This window comes from Paenibacillus sp. KN14-4R, assembly GCF_052180255.1.
In the GTDB taxonomy this organism is placed as follows: Bacteria; Bacillota; Bacilli; order Paenibacillales; family NBRC-103111; genus Paenibacillus_AM.
The window spans coordinates 3,757,460-3,774,725 of record NZ_CP197466.1 but is presented as its reverse complement, the minus strand read 5'-3'; the positions used below and the strand labels follow the sequence as shown (position 1 = coordinate 3,774,725).

Here is a 17,266-nt window from a genome sequence, read left to right as displayed (position 1 = left end):
AGAGCACGATGGAAAACATCATCGAAGTGAACGGCTTAGAAAAATCATTTTCAACATCTAAAGCATTAAAAAATGTATCCTTTCAAGTTAAGAAGGGTGAGATATTCGGATTCCTTGGACCGAGCGGATCAGGTAAAACAACTACGATTAAAATATTAACGGCGCAATTAAAACCGACATCAGGAACGGCATACGTATTCGGAGTACCGACTGAAAAGTTGCAAGATCCGAAGTATCGTAAAAAAATCGGAATCATTACAGATAACACTTCGCTATATGGACGTTTATCGGTTTACGATAATTTGAAGATGTATTGTGATTTATATGATGTACCGGAAACAAGAATTAATGAAGTTCTACAGATGGTCAATTTAACAAAAGAGAGCAAGAAGATCATCTCGAAATTATCGAAAGGGATGCTGCAAAGAATCATCTTGGCACGTGCTTTCTTGCATGAACCCGAGTTATTATTCCTGGATGAGCCGACATCGGCACTTGATCCTGTGAACACAAAACATATCTATGAAGGATTACTACAGTTAAGAGAGAAGGGTACGACGATCTTCTTAACGACACATGATATGAATGAAGCAGAGACGCTGTGTGATCGGGTGGCATTCCTGAATAATGGAGAGATTCAATTGCTAGATTCTCCGAAAAAGCTGCGTCAAGAACGCGCTGATGCGACGATTACGGTCGAATTAGTTGATGGTACGGAAGTGGTTATACCCAAAGGACCTGCCGGGGCTGAGCAATTGTTCCAATATATGAGTTCGGATCAAGTTGTATCTGTGGAATCGAATCATCCAACGCTAGGTGACATATTTGTAGAGGTAACAGGGAGGAAATTATCATGATGACATTCTCAATGAAACGCGTTAACGCGATCTTAAAGAAAGACTATAAAGATATATCCAGAAACATGTTTGTCAGTTCAACACTGTTCTTTCCATTAATATTGGCCGCTTTATATGGTCGCATGGGTGTGGAGACAATAGCCGAGCATTACATGGTCATTAATCTAGGCTTTATCCTTATTGGAACTTACTTTCAATCGGCACTCATTGCGGAAGAAAAAGAAAAGAACACCCTTCGAGGGCTTATGCTATCACCGGCTACAACGTTTGAAATCTTTTGCGGTAAAAGCTTGTTAAGCTTCATTGCGGCTGCACTAGTTGTTGTGATTTCGATCTTCTTAACGGGTTATCAACCGAATAATGTCTTGCTCGTTGGTATTGCGTTGTTCTTGTCTTCGATTTTCTATATCGGGGTAGGCTCATTGATTGGATTGTTAACCAAATCGGTCATGGAAGCATCCGTAGCGATTTTACCAGTTATAGGGATATTCAGTTTCGGTACATTCTTAATGCCAATAATTGATTACAATCCATCTCTAGCATTTGTAAAACTCATGCCGAATTTGCAGCTGATTGAATTGGCTAATCAAGTTCAAGATGGAGCAGGCTTCCTAGAAGTAGGTTCTAAACTTGGTGTCATTTTACTATGGGCAATCGTTATTCACTTGTTAGCTGCATACGTGTTCAAGAAGCGTATGGTAGATGAATAGAAAGTGATGATACGAAGACACAACCACAAAGGTTGTGTTTTTTGTCGTTTTTTGACTTGTCATATGACAAAAGTGATGACAATGCTCACTATTTTGACAGCAAACAATCCCTTAGGATTAAAGTTGATCATATGAAAGCTAGCTGATCTTCCAGCTCCTCAATAAAAGAGTACCCATTCAGAAACCAGACAACTCTTCGGACGTCTGGTTTCTTTTTCAATCTAATTGTTCGGAATGTTATAATAATTATATCTAAGGACGAATAAGGAGTTCTGTTGAATGATCGAGATAACAAGTTATCAAACGATAGATGTAATCAGTAAGAACGGAGAGATCGCGTACTATCGATTGCTGCGCTTGGAAGATCGATTAAGCGTGATTGCGAAGACAACTTGTGATGAATATCCAGGGGGAGCTATCATTGAAGCATTTCGATATGAGTATGACATGCTTACCAAGTTGGATGGTAGAGGAACGTTAGAAGTATACGGTTTTGAAATCGTTGGGAGTAGGCCCGTCATCTTCATGCAAGATATCGGAGGGAGTACCCTCGATCAAGTAGTACGCACGCATACAAACAATAGTGCATTAGGGTTACAATCCAAACTTAAAATTGCTGCAGCCGCAGCTGACAGTCTCATGCATATTCATCGTGCGGATATTAGGCTCAATGAAATTACCCCTTTTCAATTAATCGTTAATCTAGACACATCAGAAGTGAAGTTTGTCGATATTCGGATGTGTTCATCAGACACGTTTAAGTATCCTAGACACCAAGCAAGTAACCAATCTGATTATACTTTGCCATACATTTCACCGGAACAGACAGGACGAACAGGATTAACACCTGATTATCGTTCAGATTTTTACTCGCTGGGTGTTATTTTATATGAGTTGTTCGCTGGAAGTTTACCATTTGAAGTACAGGATGTTCTGGATATTGTCTATCACCATTTAGCCAGTAAGCCAGAACCTCTTCATCATAGATTGTCTTCTATCCCACTAGCAATCTCGAATATTATTGATAAATGCTTAGAAAAAATACCTGAAGATCGATACGCCAGTGCATTTGGCATCAAATCAGATTTAGAGGCATGTTTAGCTCAAATTCAGACTTCAGGTAGGATTGAATCGATTACTGTGGCAAGCAGTGATAGTCCAGAACATTTGATTATCCCCACACATTTTTACGGAAGAAGGTTAGAACAGCAAAAGTTACTAGATGCACTAGAGCGGGTATCGAATGGCATGGCTGAGACCGTACGAGTAATTGGTCATGGAGGAATGGGAAAGACGACTTTTATTCAATACACACTTCAGCAAGCAATCCCACAAGATGGACTCTATGCTACAGGAAAATGTGCAATTCAGCATGCGAAATTTCCTTATGATGTATGGATACAAGTGATTGAACAATTAATGAGTCAGATCTTGATGGAAAGTAAGCTGCAGATGGAAGTCTGGAAGCTTCGTGTATTAGAAGCATTAGATGGATATGGACAATTGCTAATTGAACTTGTTCCTAAGCTGGAATTGCTGATTGGGCCTCAAGTGGAGGTACAGTCATTGCCACCTTTTGAGGCCAAGCATCGACTACATCTACTTCTAAATCGATTTATCCAGTTATTTTTGCATCGAGACCGTCCATTCGTGTTGTTTTTTGATGATCTCCAATGGGCAGATGAGGCATCTCTTCAATATCTGACTTATCTTCTAGATGATAAAGGTACGAAGAATCTGCTCCTCATACTAGCCTATCGGGACGGTGAAATTGCACCTGATCATCCACTTCATCAATTTGAGAGCCACTTGATAAAGCGTAATTTACCGATAAATAGCATTCAACTGAAGAGCCTTGAAATCACAGACCTGAAGCAGTTATTAAGCGATGCAATGCGTAACAATCTCAGTGGAAATGATGAAATTGCCAAAATACTGCTTGATAAGACGGGAGGTAATCCGTTTTTCCTTAAGCAGCTTCTTCAGGATTTGATTGATCATAAGCAAGTGACATTTGAACAAACGAGCAGAATCTGGCAATGGGATATAGAGGGTATAGCAGAAATGAATCTCTCGGATAATGCGACGGGTTATATTGCGGATAAAATCAACTATTTCCCAAGTGAAATGAGGCGTGTTCTTGGCTATGCTGCATTTTTGGGGAGCCAATTTGATCTAGAAGCGCTTGTATCGATCACAGGGCTTTCCGTACTAGAGTTATCGGAAATGATAGCGGTTGCTATCGAGGAAAGATTGATACAGTCTATCAGCAAGGAGAATAGCACAAAGTATAAATTTTTACATGATCGAATCGAGCAAGCCGCTTATAGGCTTATTCCGGAGGCAGATCGTCCTGACATACACATGACAATTGGTTCTTATTTGACTCAACAATTGAAATCTGGTGAAAACAACACAAATCTTTTTCATGTCGTAAACCACTTGAATCAGGCATTGGCACGTATCCATCTTCCCGCTCAAAAAATGGAGCTAGCAGAGCTCAACCTCCAGGCAGCTTTGAAAGCAAAACAATCCACAGCTTATGAAACTTCACTTCGATACTTACGCGGAGCTACAGATCTGCTCGATGAAGCTAGTTGGGGTGAAGCTTACACAGTAACGTTTCAAATTTATCGCGAACGAGCAGAGGCCGAATATTTGTGTGCGCATTTTGCTGAAGCAAATGAATTGTTCCAATTGCTAATGAGTAAAGCAAGCTCCAATTTGGACAAGGCAATTGTCTGCAACATGATGATCCAATTCGAATCCAGTCAAGATAATTATCATGAAGTTATTGCCTTAGGTCGTCAGACACTAGAGTTGCTGGATATCCGCCATCAATTTGAACCGAGTACGTTTGAATTGACTCTTGCATGGCTCAAGCTCCGTCGGAAAATAAAGAAACATCCCATTGAGTCATTTTATCAAATGCAGCCCATGAAGGATGAAGCACGCAAGGTTGCCATGTCTGCACTCGTTCATGTGGGAAATGCATGCTATTTTATCAATCAAAAGGGTTGGGTTGCGAGTTCGATTACAATGATCGAAATGACACTTGAATATGGAATGACCCCAGAGGCATCGATTGGATTTATTGGATACGCGATGTTCTTGTACTTTCGCTTTCATCACTATGAAGAGACCTATAAATGGGGAATGCTTGCATGTCAGATATCGAAACCATACCCGCATTTATATGTCAAAACACTTTCCTCCTTCGCGCTGTGTTGTGACTGTTGGCGGCACGATAGACTCCATATGCTTCAGAATTTTAGTGAGCATGCTGGTAAAGTGGGCTTAGAGTCGGGGGATTTGTGGCATGGTAACCAGAGTGTGCTGATCAATAGCGGCATATTACTGCAATTTGGCCATTCGTTAGAGGACATTTATGATCGATTAATCGCACATTCCGGAGAGTTACTCCGGCACAATAATAGTCTCCATTGGAAGCAGGCGGTAATCTTAGCTGCACTTATTGCCCGATTGACAGGATATCGCGCACCGAATGATCCATTTGCAGCCACTGATGTTCATAGTGCGGAATTTGCAACTTCGGTGCATGGGGATCAGTTCCAGATCATTGAAGAGCTTGTTTGTGTTCTGGAATATTTGCCTGGCTATATATTCGGTCAATATACAGAAGCACATGAGGCTTTAAAGCGATCGGGAGTTATTTTGAATGCACGTACAGATCCTTTTGAGAATGTCGTCCAAATCATGTATGAGTCATTGGTAATGGCGCAGTTATATGCAGAAGCCTCGGCTGAAGATCAACATACTTATTGGATCACATTGAAAAAGAATCTGAAGATGATGAAGAAGCATGCCATGCGTTGCCCGGAACATTACTTGCACAAGTATTTCCTGCTTCAAGCTGAAATGGCTCGATTAGCAGGGAAGAACCCACACGCCGAACAGTTATATGAAAAGTCGATCGAAGCTGCGCGCAAGTATGTTCATATTCATGATTTGGCGATGGCAGCTGAATGTTTCGGCAGGTATGGTCTTGGGCAAGGTAAGGAACATCTTGCAAAAATTTATATGACAGAAGCCTATGAAGCTTATTTAGAGTGGGGAGCAAAGGCAAAAGCGGCCGATATGGAGCAAAAATACGGTCATTTATTGCACATCAGACGAGAATCAGCGTTAGAGCGGGTGGATTCACTCTCCCTTATTATGTCTACGCAAGCTTTGTCGGGAGAGGTAGAGATGAACCGTCTCCTACAAACTTTGATGCGAATTATGCTCCACAACGCAGGGGCAGAGTACGGCGCACTTATTTTTAATCATAATGAAAAATGGATGGTCGAAGCGCACGGAACTGTGGAGGAGCTCCATATTGAATCGGTACATCTCAAAGAGGATTCGGACTTGGTTCCAGCAGCTATTATCGGATATGCGGCAAGAACAAGGGAAGAAGTTGTGCTGCATGACGCAGCGAGGGTAGGTATGTTTGCAAGGAATTCTTTTGTTAGGGAAAAAGGACTTAAGTCGGTTCTTTGCTTACCAATTATGCACAAGAATCAACTCATTGGCTTGCTCTATATGGAAAATAAACTGGCGACTCGTGTTTTTACACCGCAGCGGTTAGAGGTGCTAAAGTTACTCGCTTCGCAATGTGCAATTTCAATTGAAAATGCGAAGTTGTATACAGGTATCCAGCATTTAAATAATAGTCTAGAAGATCAGGTTAAAGAAAGAACTCGAAGTTTGGAGTTATCGATGCGTGAGACGTCTGCAGCATTAGCCGAAGTTTCTGTTTATGAAGAGCGAAATCGGATTGCACAGGAAATCCATGATATCGTTGGACATACACTCACATCAACAATCCTTCAGATTGAAGCGGGCAGGCGATTGATGCAAAGGGATATGGAGGCTGCTTCCATAAGGCTAAAAGAGGCGCAGGACCTTGTACGGCATAGCCTTAATGAGATTCGAGGCTCCGTTCATATGTTAAAAGAGGATAAGTTCGCTGCGCTGACTCCCATGTTGCAACAATTAATTCGCGACACAGAGCGAAATACGGGGGCTGCCATCCACGCTCATATTCAAGATGTATCGGGGTTATCCAATGTTTGTAAGAAGACGATCTATCATGCGCTGCAAGAGGGGCTGACCAATGGAATTCGGCATGGCGGAAGTAAACAATTTCGTTTTACATTAGAGACAGTTGGATCAGACTTGCAGATCAGGCTTAAAGATCGTGGGAAAGGCGCTAGCGCAATTGTAATGGGATTTGGTTTGAAAGTTATGAAAGAACGTGTCGAACAAATAGGTGGAAGTTTATCGATTGAATGCTGGCCGGATCAAGGTTGTCATCTGAAAATTGATCTACCGTACCCAATGCGATTGTTAGGGGATAACTTATGAACAAAATTACAATTGTGATCGCAGATGATCAACTGTTGACTAGGGAAGGGCTTCGAACGATTCTGGATTTAGAAGATGACTTTGAAGTTATTGGTGTGGCGAAGAATGGGTTGGAAGCTTGTGAAATAGTTGAAGATCTCCATCCCGATTTGGTGTTGCTTGATATCCAGATGCCGATGATGAATGGGATTGCTGCACTGAAGCGCATGAAGATGAATTGTCCGAAGACGTTTATTCTCATCTTAACAACATTCATTGAAACCGACTATATTGTTGAGGGTATGGCAAGCGGGGCAAGTGGATACATGCTCAAGGACATGGATGGGGATAAAATGATCGCTTCCATTCGTGATGCCGTGTCGGGTCAGTATATTCTGCCTGCTGCTGTTGCGGCTAAGTTGGTGGAACGAATGAGTAGATTTTCAGAAGATCAAGGACAATGGCAGAGATCCAGCCTGGATAGAGTCAAGCTAACAGATCGAGAGCTGGAACTTGCACAGCTTATTCTTAGAGGACTGAACAATCGTGAAATTGCGGATACCCTCCATATTGCTGAAGGTACCGCTCGTAATTATATTAGTAATCTCTATAGCAAGTTAGAGGTTGTGGATCGTGCACAGGCCATTGTCCGATTGCAGGGCTTATCGTATTTTGGAACGTAGGGTTCTATGGCAGTAGCTGCATATGTAAAATGAGCTGCGAACCGTTTCTACCCATTGCACGAATACCCTTATCAATAAAACCCGTTTTCTGATATACAGTCTGGGCGGCAATGTTTCTCTGATTAACTGCTAAAATAATTTCATTTTTATCAGGGAAGTTTTGTTTAAGGAATTGAGGCAGCAGTTCTAAGGATTGCTTGGCTATCCCTTTTCCTTGGTAGGGTGTGTTGATAGAGTATGCTCTCAGTAGTAGTGCATCTCGATTATCACTATACATCTGAACACCTTCCCATCCATGCAGCACAAAAAAACCAGCAATTTGATCCTGATGGAAGATTACAATGGGGTGACGCTCATCATCCGTGTCGCATTTAGCGATGGCATCTAATGGCAGAGAGGTGTACTGAAGCTGCTCCTCTGCTAGGTAGTAGTTTTCTAATTGCTTTTTATTATGGGGTTCGTAGAACTTGAGTACGACTTGATCGGTTTCTTCAATGTTTCGCAGTTGGTTTGGCAATTTATATTTCTCCTTTTCGATAGGGTTTAAAGAGTAGATCTAAAATTTATGTTACAATATTTTGAAAATAACAGAAAGGAGGTTCCGCTATGAATAGATGTAGGAACAGATTTTCTATTCGCTCTATGCAAAGTCTAAAAGACGAACAACGGCGGTTGTTTGTATAGAGCTAGCTTTACCTCACCGCTAATATTTTTAGCATCATAAAAATAGTTGGTCATTTAGACTTTGCTACCTTAAAAAACTACACATTTTAAGGAGCGAAGCTAAGATGAAATACACAAATGCTGAAATTGTTTTACCGGAACAGTTACTTAAGGAAATTCAGAAATATGTGCATGGTGGATTGATTTATGTACCAAAAAGAGAAGGTTCCCGCACCAAATGGGGCGAAAAATCGGGTAGTAGGCAATACCTGGAACAACGAAATGCCGAAATCCGATACAGTTTCTCTACAGGTGCAAAGATTGATGAGCTGCAAGCACAATACTGTCTTTCTTATGATAGCATTAAAAAAATTGTTTACACCAAAACATAATTACTAAAAGTCACATTGGGAGCCTGTTCTGATGTGGCTTTTTTGTGTGCAATAAATGATTTAGATCATTTATTATCTATGTTCTGAACAGAGCCCTTCCTATAATGAAGTAAAAGGTGGGGATTATGATGAACACACAAATTACGAAAGTTAAAAAAGAACAAGGGGAACTATTCCTAAATTTATATCATTTATATTTATACGATTTATCTGAATATACGTCGGAAGATCCGAAAGAAAATGGGAAGTTTGATCTTACGAATACTTATTTATATTTGGAAAGAGAGGAACTGCATCCATTTTTAATTACGTATCATGACAAAATTGTTGGATTTATTCTGGTATGCACCCCTCCCTTTGTACCCAAGGGAATTGATTTTACCATTCAAGAATTGTTTATTTTAAAGAAATATAGAGGTTTGGGAATTGCTTCGATAGCAGTTGAGCATGTACTTGAAAAAGTGAAAGGGAATATAAGAGTGGATCAATTGAAAAATAACAAGACGGCAGTAGCCTTCTGGAAGAAGTATTACAACCGGCATCAGATCTTGTTTTCCGAGGAAGAAGAACGTATTGAGATCGATGGAATAGATGGATTTCATACACTCATCTCGCAGCAATTTAACAATATTCACAGCAGGGGGCTGTCTAATGAAAGTGAACATTCGCAATTACAATCCTAAAGATGCTAACGACATCGAAAAATTTAATTTTTATTCAAATTGTCCTATCAATATCATGCTGATTTCATTTCAGACAATATTTTTTGTGCAGAAATAGATAATCAAGTTCCTAAAAATTTGCTCAAAATCGCTTTGCACGATAAAATTAGATAGAAGTGCACATTTATTGTGGAAAGTGAGCTGGAATTATGGGACGTAAGTGGAACAATATTAAAGATAAGAAAGCATCGAAAGATAGCAACACAAGTAAGATCTATGCTAAATTCGGTAAGGAAATTTATGTAGCCGCGAAGCAAGGGGAACCGAATCCGGAATCCAACCAAGCTTTGAAGTTCGTTGTTGAACGTGCTAAAACATACAATGTACCAAGAGCGATCATCGATCGTGCGATTGAAAAAGCGAAGGGTGGTTCTGATGAGAACTACGACGAGCTTCGTTATGAGGGCTTTGGACCCAACGGTTCCATGGTAATTGTAGACGCTTTGACAAACAACGTGAACCGTACCGCATCTGAGGTGCGTGCTGCATTTAACAAGAATGGCGGCAGCCTTGGTGTAAGTGGTTCTGTAAACTATATGTTTGATCAGACAGCTGTTATCGGTATGGAAGGTAAAACAGCAGAAGAAGCGTTAGAAATTCTAATGAACGCAGATTTAGATGTTCGTGACATCTTGGAAGAAGACGATTCGGTTATTATTTATGCAGAGCCGGATCAGTTCGCTGCTGTTCAAGACGCTTTCAAACAAGAAGGAATCACCGAATTTACAGTTGCTGAAATTACAATGCTTCCACAAACATTCATTACACTTTCAGATGATGTACAAGCCCAATTTGATAAAATGATGGATGTACTGGAAGATCTGGAAGATGTGCAGCAAGTGTATCATAACGTGGAGTTTGAATAATTATTTGACTATAGCATGTGAGAAAGACACCTTTTGGAGGTGTCTTTTTTTCATCTTCACGATGACAATATATTTATTATTTTTCGAAAATATAGAAATCTTGTCGAAAATCCCTTAAAATATACGAGGTTAATAGGGTAATATTTCCTAGATGAACAAGATTAGGGGAGAGAGAATTGAGGAACAAGAGACAGCATAGAACACTGCCAAGATTACTAGCGGCTACTCTAGCATTATGTTTAGTGATGGGAGTTATTCATGTAGGAAGTGTGCGTGCAAGTTCTGTAAGTAAGGATATTGTTGATCCGTATCAAGTGTATACATATGAATTAATGTCCAAGCACATGGATCAACTTGCAGCGGCTTATCCAGCCTTAATTGAGGTTAAGTCGATTGGGAAGACAACATTTGGTCGTGAAATTATGGCGTTGAAGCTTGGAAAAGGAGACGCTACCGTCCTAATTGATGGATCGCAGCATGCGAGAGAATGGATGGGGACAAATCTGATCATGTATATGATCGACCGTTATACTTATGCTTATGAGCACAACATGAAGTACAACCATTATATCGTTCAACAACTGCTCAATAATTGCTCCATTTGGTTTGTGCCGATGGTAAATCCAGATGGTGTAACCCTGCAGCAGAAAGGTTTGGATGCTTTTCCAGCTGATTTCCATTCGTATCTGGTACAGATGAATGAGGGGAGCACGAATTTCAAACGTTGGAAAGCCAATGCAGAAGGAATCGATATTAATCGCCAATATCCTGCCATGTGGTCTAGCATTCGTAATGCTTCTAAGTATCCGATGTTCAAGAACTATAAAGGTTCTGAGCCTGCGGAGGCGGCGGAAGCACGCAGCATGATCCAATTTTCCAATGAGATCGATCCAGAAATTGCTTTTTCGTATCATACTTCAGGTGAAATTTTGTACTGGAATTTCTATACGGCATCCGAAAATCTATCACGCGATAAGAAGATGGCAGATGCGATCACTTATATGACTGGATACAGCCAAGTGAAGCCGGAGAAAGATCCTTCCGGTGGTGGCTTCACAGATTGGTTCATTGCGCAATTTGGTCGCCCTGGGTTTACTGCTGAGCTGGGGACTTACCAAGAGGAAACGGAGCTGCCTCTTTGGACTTTCAAGCAAATCTGGGAGCAGAACCAAGAAATTGGACTTTACATGGTGGAAGAAGGGTATAAGCTGTGGCGGGAGCGTTATCCAGTAGAAACGGCAAAAGAGAACATTCAATTACTAGATACAGCTAAATTATTTAATCGTCCGAATGAATCGTTTCCTGTTGGTGCTAAGATTAATAGTGGAAAAGTAACGGCTGACGCTCATATGGGTGAATGGTATCGAATCCAGACATGGCTCGGTCCAAAGTGGGTCAATCTCAAGTCTACACCGTACTTGAAAGGTCACAGTGAAAAAGTTACTGAGCGCGTTGTCCTAAAAGCAGAGACATCCTTATATCATTACCCCAATCAAGAGGGTAAAGGAAAGATTGCGGAGTTAAACCCACAATCCGTAGAAGCCATAGAGCGCTGGAACGATTGGATATTAATTAAGACATGGTTTGGAACGAGTTGGATTAAGGAGGAAAAATAATGCGATTCATGCGTCGTTGTCAATTCATTATCCTAGGTACTGCTTTGCTTATCAGCTCGCTACTAGCAGCGCCAATTCATGCAGAGGCAAAAGGGCAGGATACACCTACGATCTGCTTAGATCCTGGCCATCAGCTTTACGGCAATAACAATCTTGAGCCAGTAGCCCCGAACTCGAAGGAAAAGAAAGCGAAAGTGTCTTCAGGTACAAGAGGAGTTAAGACGAAGAAACCGGAATATGTTCTAACTTTAGAGGCTTCGCTGCTGCTGAAGGAAAAGCTAGAAGCTTTCGGTTATAAAGTTTACATGACCCGAGATACACATGATATCAATATTTCAAATGTGGATCGCGCTCAAATATGCAATAAGCTGCAAGTCGATCTGGCTGTACGTATACATGCCGATGGTGATAGTTCACCGAAGACAGAGGGAATCTCTCTACTCTATCCGGCACTGAGCCAGAATACGGAGTCAATCTTTACGCAGAGTAAAGAAGCGGCTGACATTATTCTTCAAGAAACAGTTGCTGCAACAGGGGCGGTATCAAGAGGTGTGATCCCAAGATCAGACCTTACAGGATTTAACTGGACGAAGGTACCTTCTGTTCTTGTGGAAATGGGGTTCATGACGAACCCAGAAGAAGACATGCGTTTATCCAATTCGGAATACTTGAATCAATTAACCGAAGGTATTGCGAAGGGAATTCATAACGTACTAGGCACATCAACGAATGATGCGATAAAAGACGAGCAGTTCGAAGCCTACTTGAAAGCTAGCACCCCGCTTTATGAACAATCAAATGGTAAAATGATGCGTACATCGCTTGCGCTATCCCCTCAACTCATAGAAATTACATCGACTAAAGGGAACTGGGGTAAAGTCAGCACATGGGTTGGTGAACGTTGGGTATCTCTTTCTCAATCGATAAGACCCGTTAAGTCTGTGAACAAACAGCTTGAACTGTCCGATCACACGCCGATGTATCGAGATCCTTCCGATAAAGTTCCAGCTGCACACCTGTCTTCACAAAAAGTGAATGCACGCTTGCAGTGGAATGAATGGTATCTAATTGACACCTGGTTGGGGGAAATGTGGGTAAAATAGAGATTATATGTTTTTTTTCATATTTTGAAGGAATTTGTAAAAATTTGTTGAATCTTTCTATAAAATGAATGAGAGTGAGTGATGATATTGGAATCATCGGCGAACATCAATGTAAATCTCAACATGGCGCAAGCGTATAGTGGAAAGTCTTATTTTGATGGTGGATTGCTTAGTTTAATCGGAGTAAATATTCTAGGAATTCTGGTGACATGTGTAACCTTAGGAATTTGTTATCCTTGGGCATTGGTTATGAATTACCGTTGGAAGATTGAACATACGGTTGTTGAAGGACGTAGATTAAAATTTGAAGGTACAGCTGTAGGACTATTCGGTAATTGGATTAAATGGTGGTTGTTATGCATTATTACCATTGGGATTTACTCATTTTGGTTGATCATTGCACTTGAAAAATGGAAGGCTAAACATACAACGTTTGAATAAAGACGATCTGATAAACAGGTAATAACCAGCTGCATGTAGCATATACCGCAGCTGGTTATTTTTTTATGCAGCAATTGTTTTGTTATCTTTGCGCGGCTTAGGTTTACCTGTGATAGAAAAGTAAGTCCACATCCGTAGAAGCTGTTCGATGGGTCCAACACGAAAACGGGTCAAATACAGTGGGCTGATGAAAAGTTGAACGGCATAAATAGACATCGCGAGCCCGCATCCTGCGAGTACCCCCAATTTCCCGAACCTACCAAAACCGTAGCCATAGAAAATTGTTGTACAGATGACGGTATGCATGAGGTAATTCGTTAGTGATAGCTTTCCAACTGCTTGGAATCGCATCAGCCAAGTTGAAGATTTTGTTCTTGAGAAGAGCCAGACAAATCCGAAAATGTAACCAAGGGCAAGTAGATTCCCACCGCACATCCCACCAATGCCACTCCACCAATAACCAGGGAGAATAAACTTCAATGATTTCAGTATAAGACCTGTTAGCAGAAAGATGAGCATTTTGAAACGATACGAGGCACGTTCATCTTCCAGTTTCTCGAACCATCGTTTCTTGGCAGCATACATCCCGAACAGAAACATCGGAGCACTCATGAATGGAGCGATGAAAAGTACGGTAACGAGCATATAGTTAGGCATGCCAAGAGGATCTTCGTTATTTCGAAAATGTTTAATTTCCTCATACGTACCTGTTCCGTTGACGATGATCGACTGTTTCACATAGGCTTCCATTCGAGTCTGCTCTGCTATCGCAGCCGGATCATTTTCTTCTTTAGGTGCGAGCCCCATTAAGCTGATTATTGAGAGTAATACAACCCCCCAAATAAGAATTGTTTTGGGTTTCCTTTTCATAAATAGAAGTAGAAAAAATCCCATAATGCCATAAAAAAATAAGATGTCGCCTTCCCATAAAAAATGAGAATGGAGTGCACCTATAGCAAGGAGTAAAAGAAACCGGCGAGATAAATAGCGCTTTGGCTTCAATCCTCGTGACTCTAGGCTTTCCATCATTTTGATCATGCCGTAACCGAACATAAATGTGAAAATCGGCATAAAGCTGCTCTCAATTAATACGGTTAGTAAATGGTGAAAGAGGGTATCGGGTTTAGAGATGCCGAAAAGCTCCATCTTCTCTTTTCCCCATAGACCATATTGGAATATCAGCATGTTGGCCATTAATATACCTAGTAAACTAAATCCCCTTAAACCATCGATCATACCATTTCGTTTGTTTTGTATACCCATGTTTTCTCACCTCAGCTTGATTGTAATCGCACAGGTTAAAGGGCTTCTAAACGTTATCTTAATGTTTCCTAAACATGAATCTTGCCTGTTTAGCTGGAGTTAAGAAAGATTTGGTAGAATAGATGTAGGTAGGATAGGCAGGGAGGGATAAGATGTATAACGCAAAAATATTACTGATCGACGATGAGAAATCCATCTTGCAAATGCTCGAAATGGTATTGCGCAAAGAAGGATTCAACCATATTTATACGGCAGGTACTGCGCAGGAGGCATTACGGCTTCTAAACAAATATGGAGCGGATATTGTTCTGCTTGATGTCATGCTTCCGGATCAAACCGGGTTCGAATTGTGTCCCAAAATCAGAGAGTTATCTGACGCTCATCTCATCTATATAACAGCCAGAACCTCGGATCTAGACGTGCTGACTGGTTTTGCGACAGGTGGAGATGATTATGTAACGAAACCGTTTAATCCTCTAGAGGTGGCGGCTCGAATTAAGGCGAGGCTGCGCAGAGGCATTGTGCCGACAATAGCTAGAAGAGTGGAGACTCCTATTCTGTACGACTTTGGACATTTTACAGTGAACGAAGAAGCGGGAGAGGTGTTGGTCGAAGATGAGCCCGTTTCTTGTCCTGCCCAGGTTTATCAATTGCTGCTCTATTTGTGCAAACATCCGAATATTGTTTTCTCTAAATCGCAGCTGTATGAGGCTGTTTGGGGCATTGATGGCGTTGGTGATGACAGCACGGTTATGGTGCATGTTCGCAAGATCCGTGAGCGTATTGAAACAGACCCAAGTGAGCCCAAATATTTGGTTACTGTTCGCGGGCTAGGTTATAAATTAATGAAGGAAAAGAACACATGAGCCGAATCCGAAGAAGGATAGCTGTTCATTTTACAGCACAATTTTTTTTCCTGTGGGTGTTTGTCGTGGTCACCTTACTTGCTGCCTCGCTCTTAATTCTTCAAAATTTAGTAAATAAGGATTTAAAAAAGACATTCCCAATTGGAGCCGTATCGAATATAGCAACGGAAACAATTTTTGAAGAAAATCGTGCAAAAGTACCAGCACGGTGGACGGATCAACTTAAAAAATCAGGTTGTTGGCTCCAAATCGTTGATGCGGAAGGTAAGGTTGTCTTTTCATCGAATGTGCCTGATGGATTGAAGACTTCCTATGGAGCGACGGAACTTCTTCAAATCGAGGAGAAGGGCCGAATGGGGTCGTTTCGGATCATGACCTATCTTGAAACAATGGATAAACCGTACTTTTATATGCTTGGCTTAGAGGATGAAGGCGTGGATAAGCTGGAAGATTGGTTCCAATCTTATGGAGAGAACGGAAGGATAAGTTCGCAATCCATGGTAACTCTAGAATCACAGATCAGAAAGTCCGAGCAATATATAGAGATTGTCGATTCAGAGGGTAAAGTCGTTCAATCGCTTGGAGCTGCAAAGCGCCAAGAACCTTATCGTCCACTTGAGCTCATCTCCATGCGCGTGGAGCCGGCCCTGCATATTTCCGATATTGCCGTTTATTTTGACAATCAGTCGGGAAACACCTGGATTTTGCATAATAGGAAGGAACAACGTGATGTAGCCAAACAGGCGATTCTAAATGATTTCATTCTAGGCTTAATATACTTAGGTGGAGGTTTGCTGCTGTTGACTCTTGCTTTCGCGACTTGGAACGGTTATCGCTACGGCCAGCCTTTGTTACTTTTTACTGACTGGTTTGAACGAATGGGGCAAGGTCATTATCACGAAGCATTGCCAGATAAAGATCGAAAAAAAGTATTTCGAAAAAATGGCAAACTTCGCATGCGCTATCGCTTATATAAAGAAGTCATTGACGGATTTTATGACATGGCAGCTAAACTAGAGACTTCCGAGAAGGAACGTGTTCGTCTGGAAAAGACAAGAGAAGAGTGGATGACTGGCATATCCCATGATCTTCGAACACCACTTGCGACGATACAAGGTTACGGGCATTTGCTGGAAAGCGGTCAATTTACCTTTACGGAAAAGGAATTAAAGGAAATGGGGAGTATGATTCGAGGAAAAGGCGATTATATGGTGGAATTGCTGCAAGACTTCTCCCTAACGTTTCAATTAAAAAATAATACGGTCCAAATGCAAGAAAGCATTGAACTGAATGAATTCGTTCGACGCGCTGTTCTCCGATATGTGAACGATGCAACCATTCAGCAGGTAGATTTTATATTTGAAGAGTATGAAGATGATTTGTTTGTGAAGGCCAATACCCATTGGTTTCGTCGGATGCTGGACAATCTGATTATGAATGCAGTTAAGCATAATCCGGCCGGCACACAAATTATTGTAAGGACCGAAGTGGAAGTGAGCCATGCGGTTATATACGTCGAAGACAACGGAATTGGAATGGATGAGGAGACGAAGCGTAACTTGTTCGAACGCTACTATCGTGGAACCAATACAGAAGAAGGTATTGACGGTGCTGGACTGGGTATGAGTATTGCCAAGGCAATCGTCGACGCTCATCAGGGCGTGATCCAAGTGATATCCGGCGTAGGTTCAGGTACCAAAATTATTTTGAAATTTCCACGATTATTAGATTAGAC

General features: G+C 41.3%; 14 protein-coding genes. 12 read left to right on the top strand and 2 right to left on the bottom strand.

Annotated features, from left to right (window positions below; translation table 11 throughout):
• The first annotated feature begins 8 nt into the window (after window positions 1-8).
• From ACSBOP_RS18595 to ACSBOP_RS18580, 4 genes are all read left to right on the top strand, one after another.
• Entirely contained in the window at window positions 9-857 is an 849-nt protein-coding gene (locus ACSBOP_RS18595) for an ATP-binding cassette domain-containing protein (protein ID WP_442601992.1), read from the top strand.
• A complete protein-coding gene (locus ACSBOP_RS18590) occupies window positions 854-1,567 on the top strand; it encodes an ABC transporter permease (RefSeq protein ID WP_442601991.1) in 714 nt (237 codons plus the stop codon). The genes ACSBOP_RS18595 and ACSBOP_RS18590 overlap by 4 nt, the downstream gene beginning before the upstream one ends.
• Window positions 1,568-1,846: 279 nt before the next feature.
• A complete protein-coding gene (locus tag ACSBOP_RS18585; RefSeq protein ID WP_442601990.1) occupies window positions 1,847-6,937 on the top strand; it encodes an AAA family ATPase in 5,091 nt (1,696 codons plus the stop codon).
• Complete coding sequence (locus tag ACSBOP_RS18580; protein ID WP_442601989.1) at window positions 6,934-7,599, top strand: response regulator; 666 nt, start codon at window positions 6,934-6,936, stop codon at window positions 7,597-7,599. The genes ACSBOP_RS18585 and ACSBOP_RS18580 overlap by 4 nt, the downstream gene beginning before the upstream one ends.
• 4 nt (window positions 7,600-7,603) lie before the next feature.
• Here the strand turns inward: ACSBOP_RS18580 and ACSBOP_RS18575 are convergent, their stop codons facing one another.
• Window positions 7,604-8,116: a GNAT family N-acetyltransferase gene (locus ACSBOP_RS18575; RefSeq protein WP_442601988.1), complete on the bottom strand. Its 513-nt coding sequence runs from the start codon at window positions 8,114-8,116 to the stop codon at window positions 7,604-7,606.
• A 271-nt stretch (window positions 8,117-8,387) separates the two neighbouring features.
• On the opposite strand from ACSBOP_RS18575, the gene ACSBOP_RS18570 reads away from it, so the two are divergent.
• The 6 genes from ACSBOP_RS18570 (at window position 8,388) to ACSBOP_RS18545 (ending at window position 13,402) form a co-directional block, all read left to right on the top strand.
• Complete coding sequence (locus ACSBOP_RS18570; protein ID WP_442601987.1) at window positions 8,388-8,654, top strand: CD3324 family protein; 267 nt, start codon at window positions 8,388-8,390, stop codon at window positions 8,652-8,654.
• 125 nt (window positions 8,655-8,779) lie between these two features.
• Window positions 8,780-9,337, top strand: a complete 558-nt coding sequence (locus tag ACSBOP_RS18565; RefSeq protein WP_442601986.1) for a GNAT family N-acetyltransferase — start codon at window positions 8,780-8,782, stop codon at window positions 9,335-9,337.
• Between the two features lie 188 nt (window positions 9,338-9,525).
• A complete protein-coding gene (locus tag ACSBOP_RS18560) occupies window positions 9,526-10,242 on the top strand; it encodes a YebC/PmpR family DNA-binding transcriptional regulator (RefSeq protein ID WP_442601985.1) in 717 nt (238 codons plus the stop codon).
• Window positions 10,243-10,418: 176 nt separating this feature from the next.
• On the top strand, window positions 10,419-11,858 hold the full coding sequence (locus ACSBOP_RS18555; protein WP_442601984.1) for a M14 family zinc carboxypeptidase: 1,440 nt from the start codon (window positions 10,419-10,421) through the stop codon (window positions 11,856-11,858).
• Window positions 11,858-12,961, top strand: coding sequence for an N-acetylmuramoyl-L-alanine amidase (locus ACSBOP_RS18550; protein WP_442601983.1), 1,104 nt, complete (start codon window positions 11,858-11,860; stop codon window positions 12,959-12,961). The genes ACSBOP_RS18555 and ACSBOP_RS18550 overlap by 1 nt, the downstream gene beginning before the upstream one ends.
• Before the next feature lie 81 nt (window positions 12,962-13,042).
• Window positions 13,043-13,402 carry a DUF898 family protein gene (locus ACSBOP_RS18545; protein ID WP_442601982.1) on the top strand — a complete coding sequence of 120 codons (360 nt, stop codon included), beginning with the start codon at window positions 13,043-13,045 and terminating at the stop codon, window positions 13,400-13,402.
• A gap of 63 nt (window positions 13,403-13,465) precedes the next feature.
• Here ACSBOP_RS18545 and ACSBOP_RS18540 read toward each other — a convergent pair whose 3' ends face one another.
• Window positions 13,466-14,665 carry a DUF418 domain-containing protein gene (locus ACSBOP_RS18540; RefSeq protein ID WP_442601981.1) on the bottom strand — a complete coding sequence of 400 codons (1,200 nt, stop codon included), beginning with the start codon at window positions 14,663-14,665 and terminating at the stop codon, window positions 13,466-13,468.
• A 152-nt stretch (window positions 14,666-14,817) separates the two neighbouring features.
• Here ACSBOP_RS18540 and ACSBOP_RS18535 point away from each other — a divergent pair, with 152 nt between their 5' ends.
• Together ACSBOP_RS18535 and ACSBOP_RS18530 are read left to right on the top strand one after the other, a co-directional pair.
• Complete coding sequence (locus tag ACSBOP_RS18535; RefSeq protein WP_442601980.1) at window positions 14,818-15,531, top strand: response regulator transcription factor; 714 nt, start codon at window positions 14,818-14,820, stop codon at window positions 15,529-15,531.
• Window positions 15,528-17,264 carry a sensor histidine kinase gene (locus ACSBOP_RS18530; protein ID WP_442601979.1) on the top strand — a complete coding sequence of 579 codons (1,737 nt, stop codon included), beginning with the start codon at window positions 15,528-15,530 and terminating at the stop codon, window positions 17,262-17,264. Before ACSBOP_RS18535 ends, ACSBOP_RS18530 begins: the two co-directional genes overlap by 4 nt.
• Window positions 17,265-17,266 lie beyond the last annotated feature (2 nt).

What these genes read in the sequence shown, in the direction of transcription:
- ACSBOP_RS18595 (WP_442601992.1), top strand. Translation starts at nt 9, where the DNA reads ATGGAAAACATCATCGAAGTGAACGGCTTAGAAAAATCATTTTCAACA.
- ACSBOP_RS18590 (WP_442601991.1), top strand. Translation starts at nt 854, where the DNA reads ATGATGACATTCTCAATGAAACGCGTTAACGCGATCTTAAAGAAAGAC.
- ACSBOP_RS18585 (WP_442601990.1), top strand. Translation starts at nt 1,847, where the DNA reads ATGATCGAGATAACAAGTTATCAAACGATAGATGTAATCAGTAAGAAC.
- ACSBOP_RS18580 (WP_442601989.1), top strand. Translation starts at nt 6,934, where the DNA reads ATGAACAAAATTACAATTGTGATCGCAGATGATCAACTGTTGACTAGG.
- ACSBOP_RS18570 (WP_442601987.1), top strand. Translation starts at nt 8,388, where the DNA reads ATGAAATACACAAATGCTGAAATTGTTTTACCGGAACAGTTACTTAAG.
- ACSBOP_RS18565 (WP_442601986.1), top strand. Translation starts at nt 8,780, where the DNA reads ATGATGAACACACAAATTACGAAAGTTAAAAAAGAACAAGGGGAACTA.
- ACSBOP_RS18560 (WP_442601985.1), top strand. Translation starts at nt 9,526, where the DNA reads ATGGGACGTAAGTGGAACAATATTAAAGATAAGAAAGCATCGAAAGAT.
- ACSBOP_RS18550 (WP_442601983.1), top strand. Translation starts at nt 11,858, where the DNA reads ATGCGATTCATGCGTCGTTGTCAATTCATTATCCTAGGTACTGCTTTG.
- ACSBOP_RS18545 (WP_442601982.1), top strand. Translation starts at nt 13,043, where the DNA reads ATGATATTGGAATCATCGGCGAACATCAATGTAAATCTCAACATGGCG.
- ACSBOP_RS18540 (WP_442601981.1), bottom strand. Translation starts at nt 14,665, where the DNA reads ATGGGTATACAAAACAAACGAAATGGTATGATCGATGGTTTAAGGGGA.
- ACSBOP_RS18535 (WP_442601980.1), top strand. Translation starts at nt 14,818, where the DNA reads ATGTATAACGCAAAAATATTACTGATCGACGATGAGAAATCCATCTTG.
- ACSBOP_RS18530 (WP_442601979.1), top strand. Translation starts at nt 15,528, where the DNA reads ATGAGCCGAATCCGAAGAAGGATAGCTGTTCATTTTACAGCACAATTT.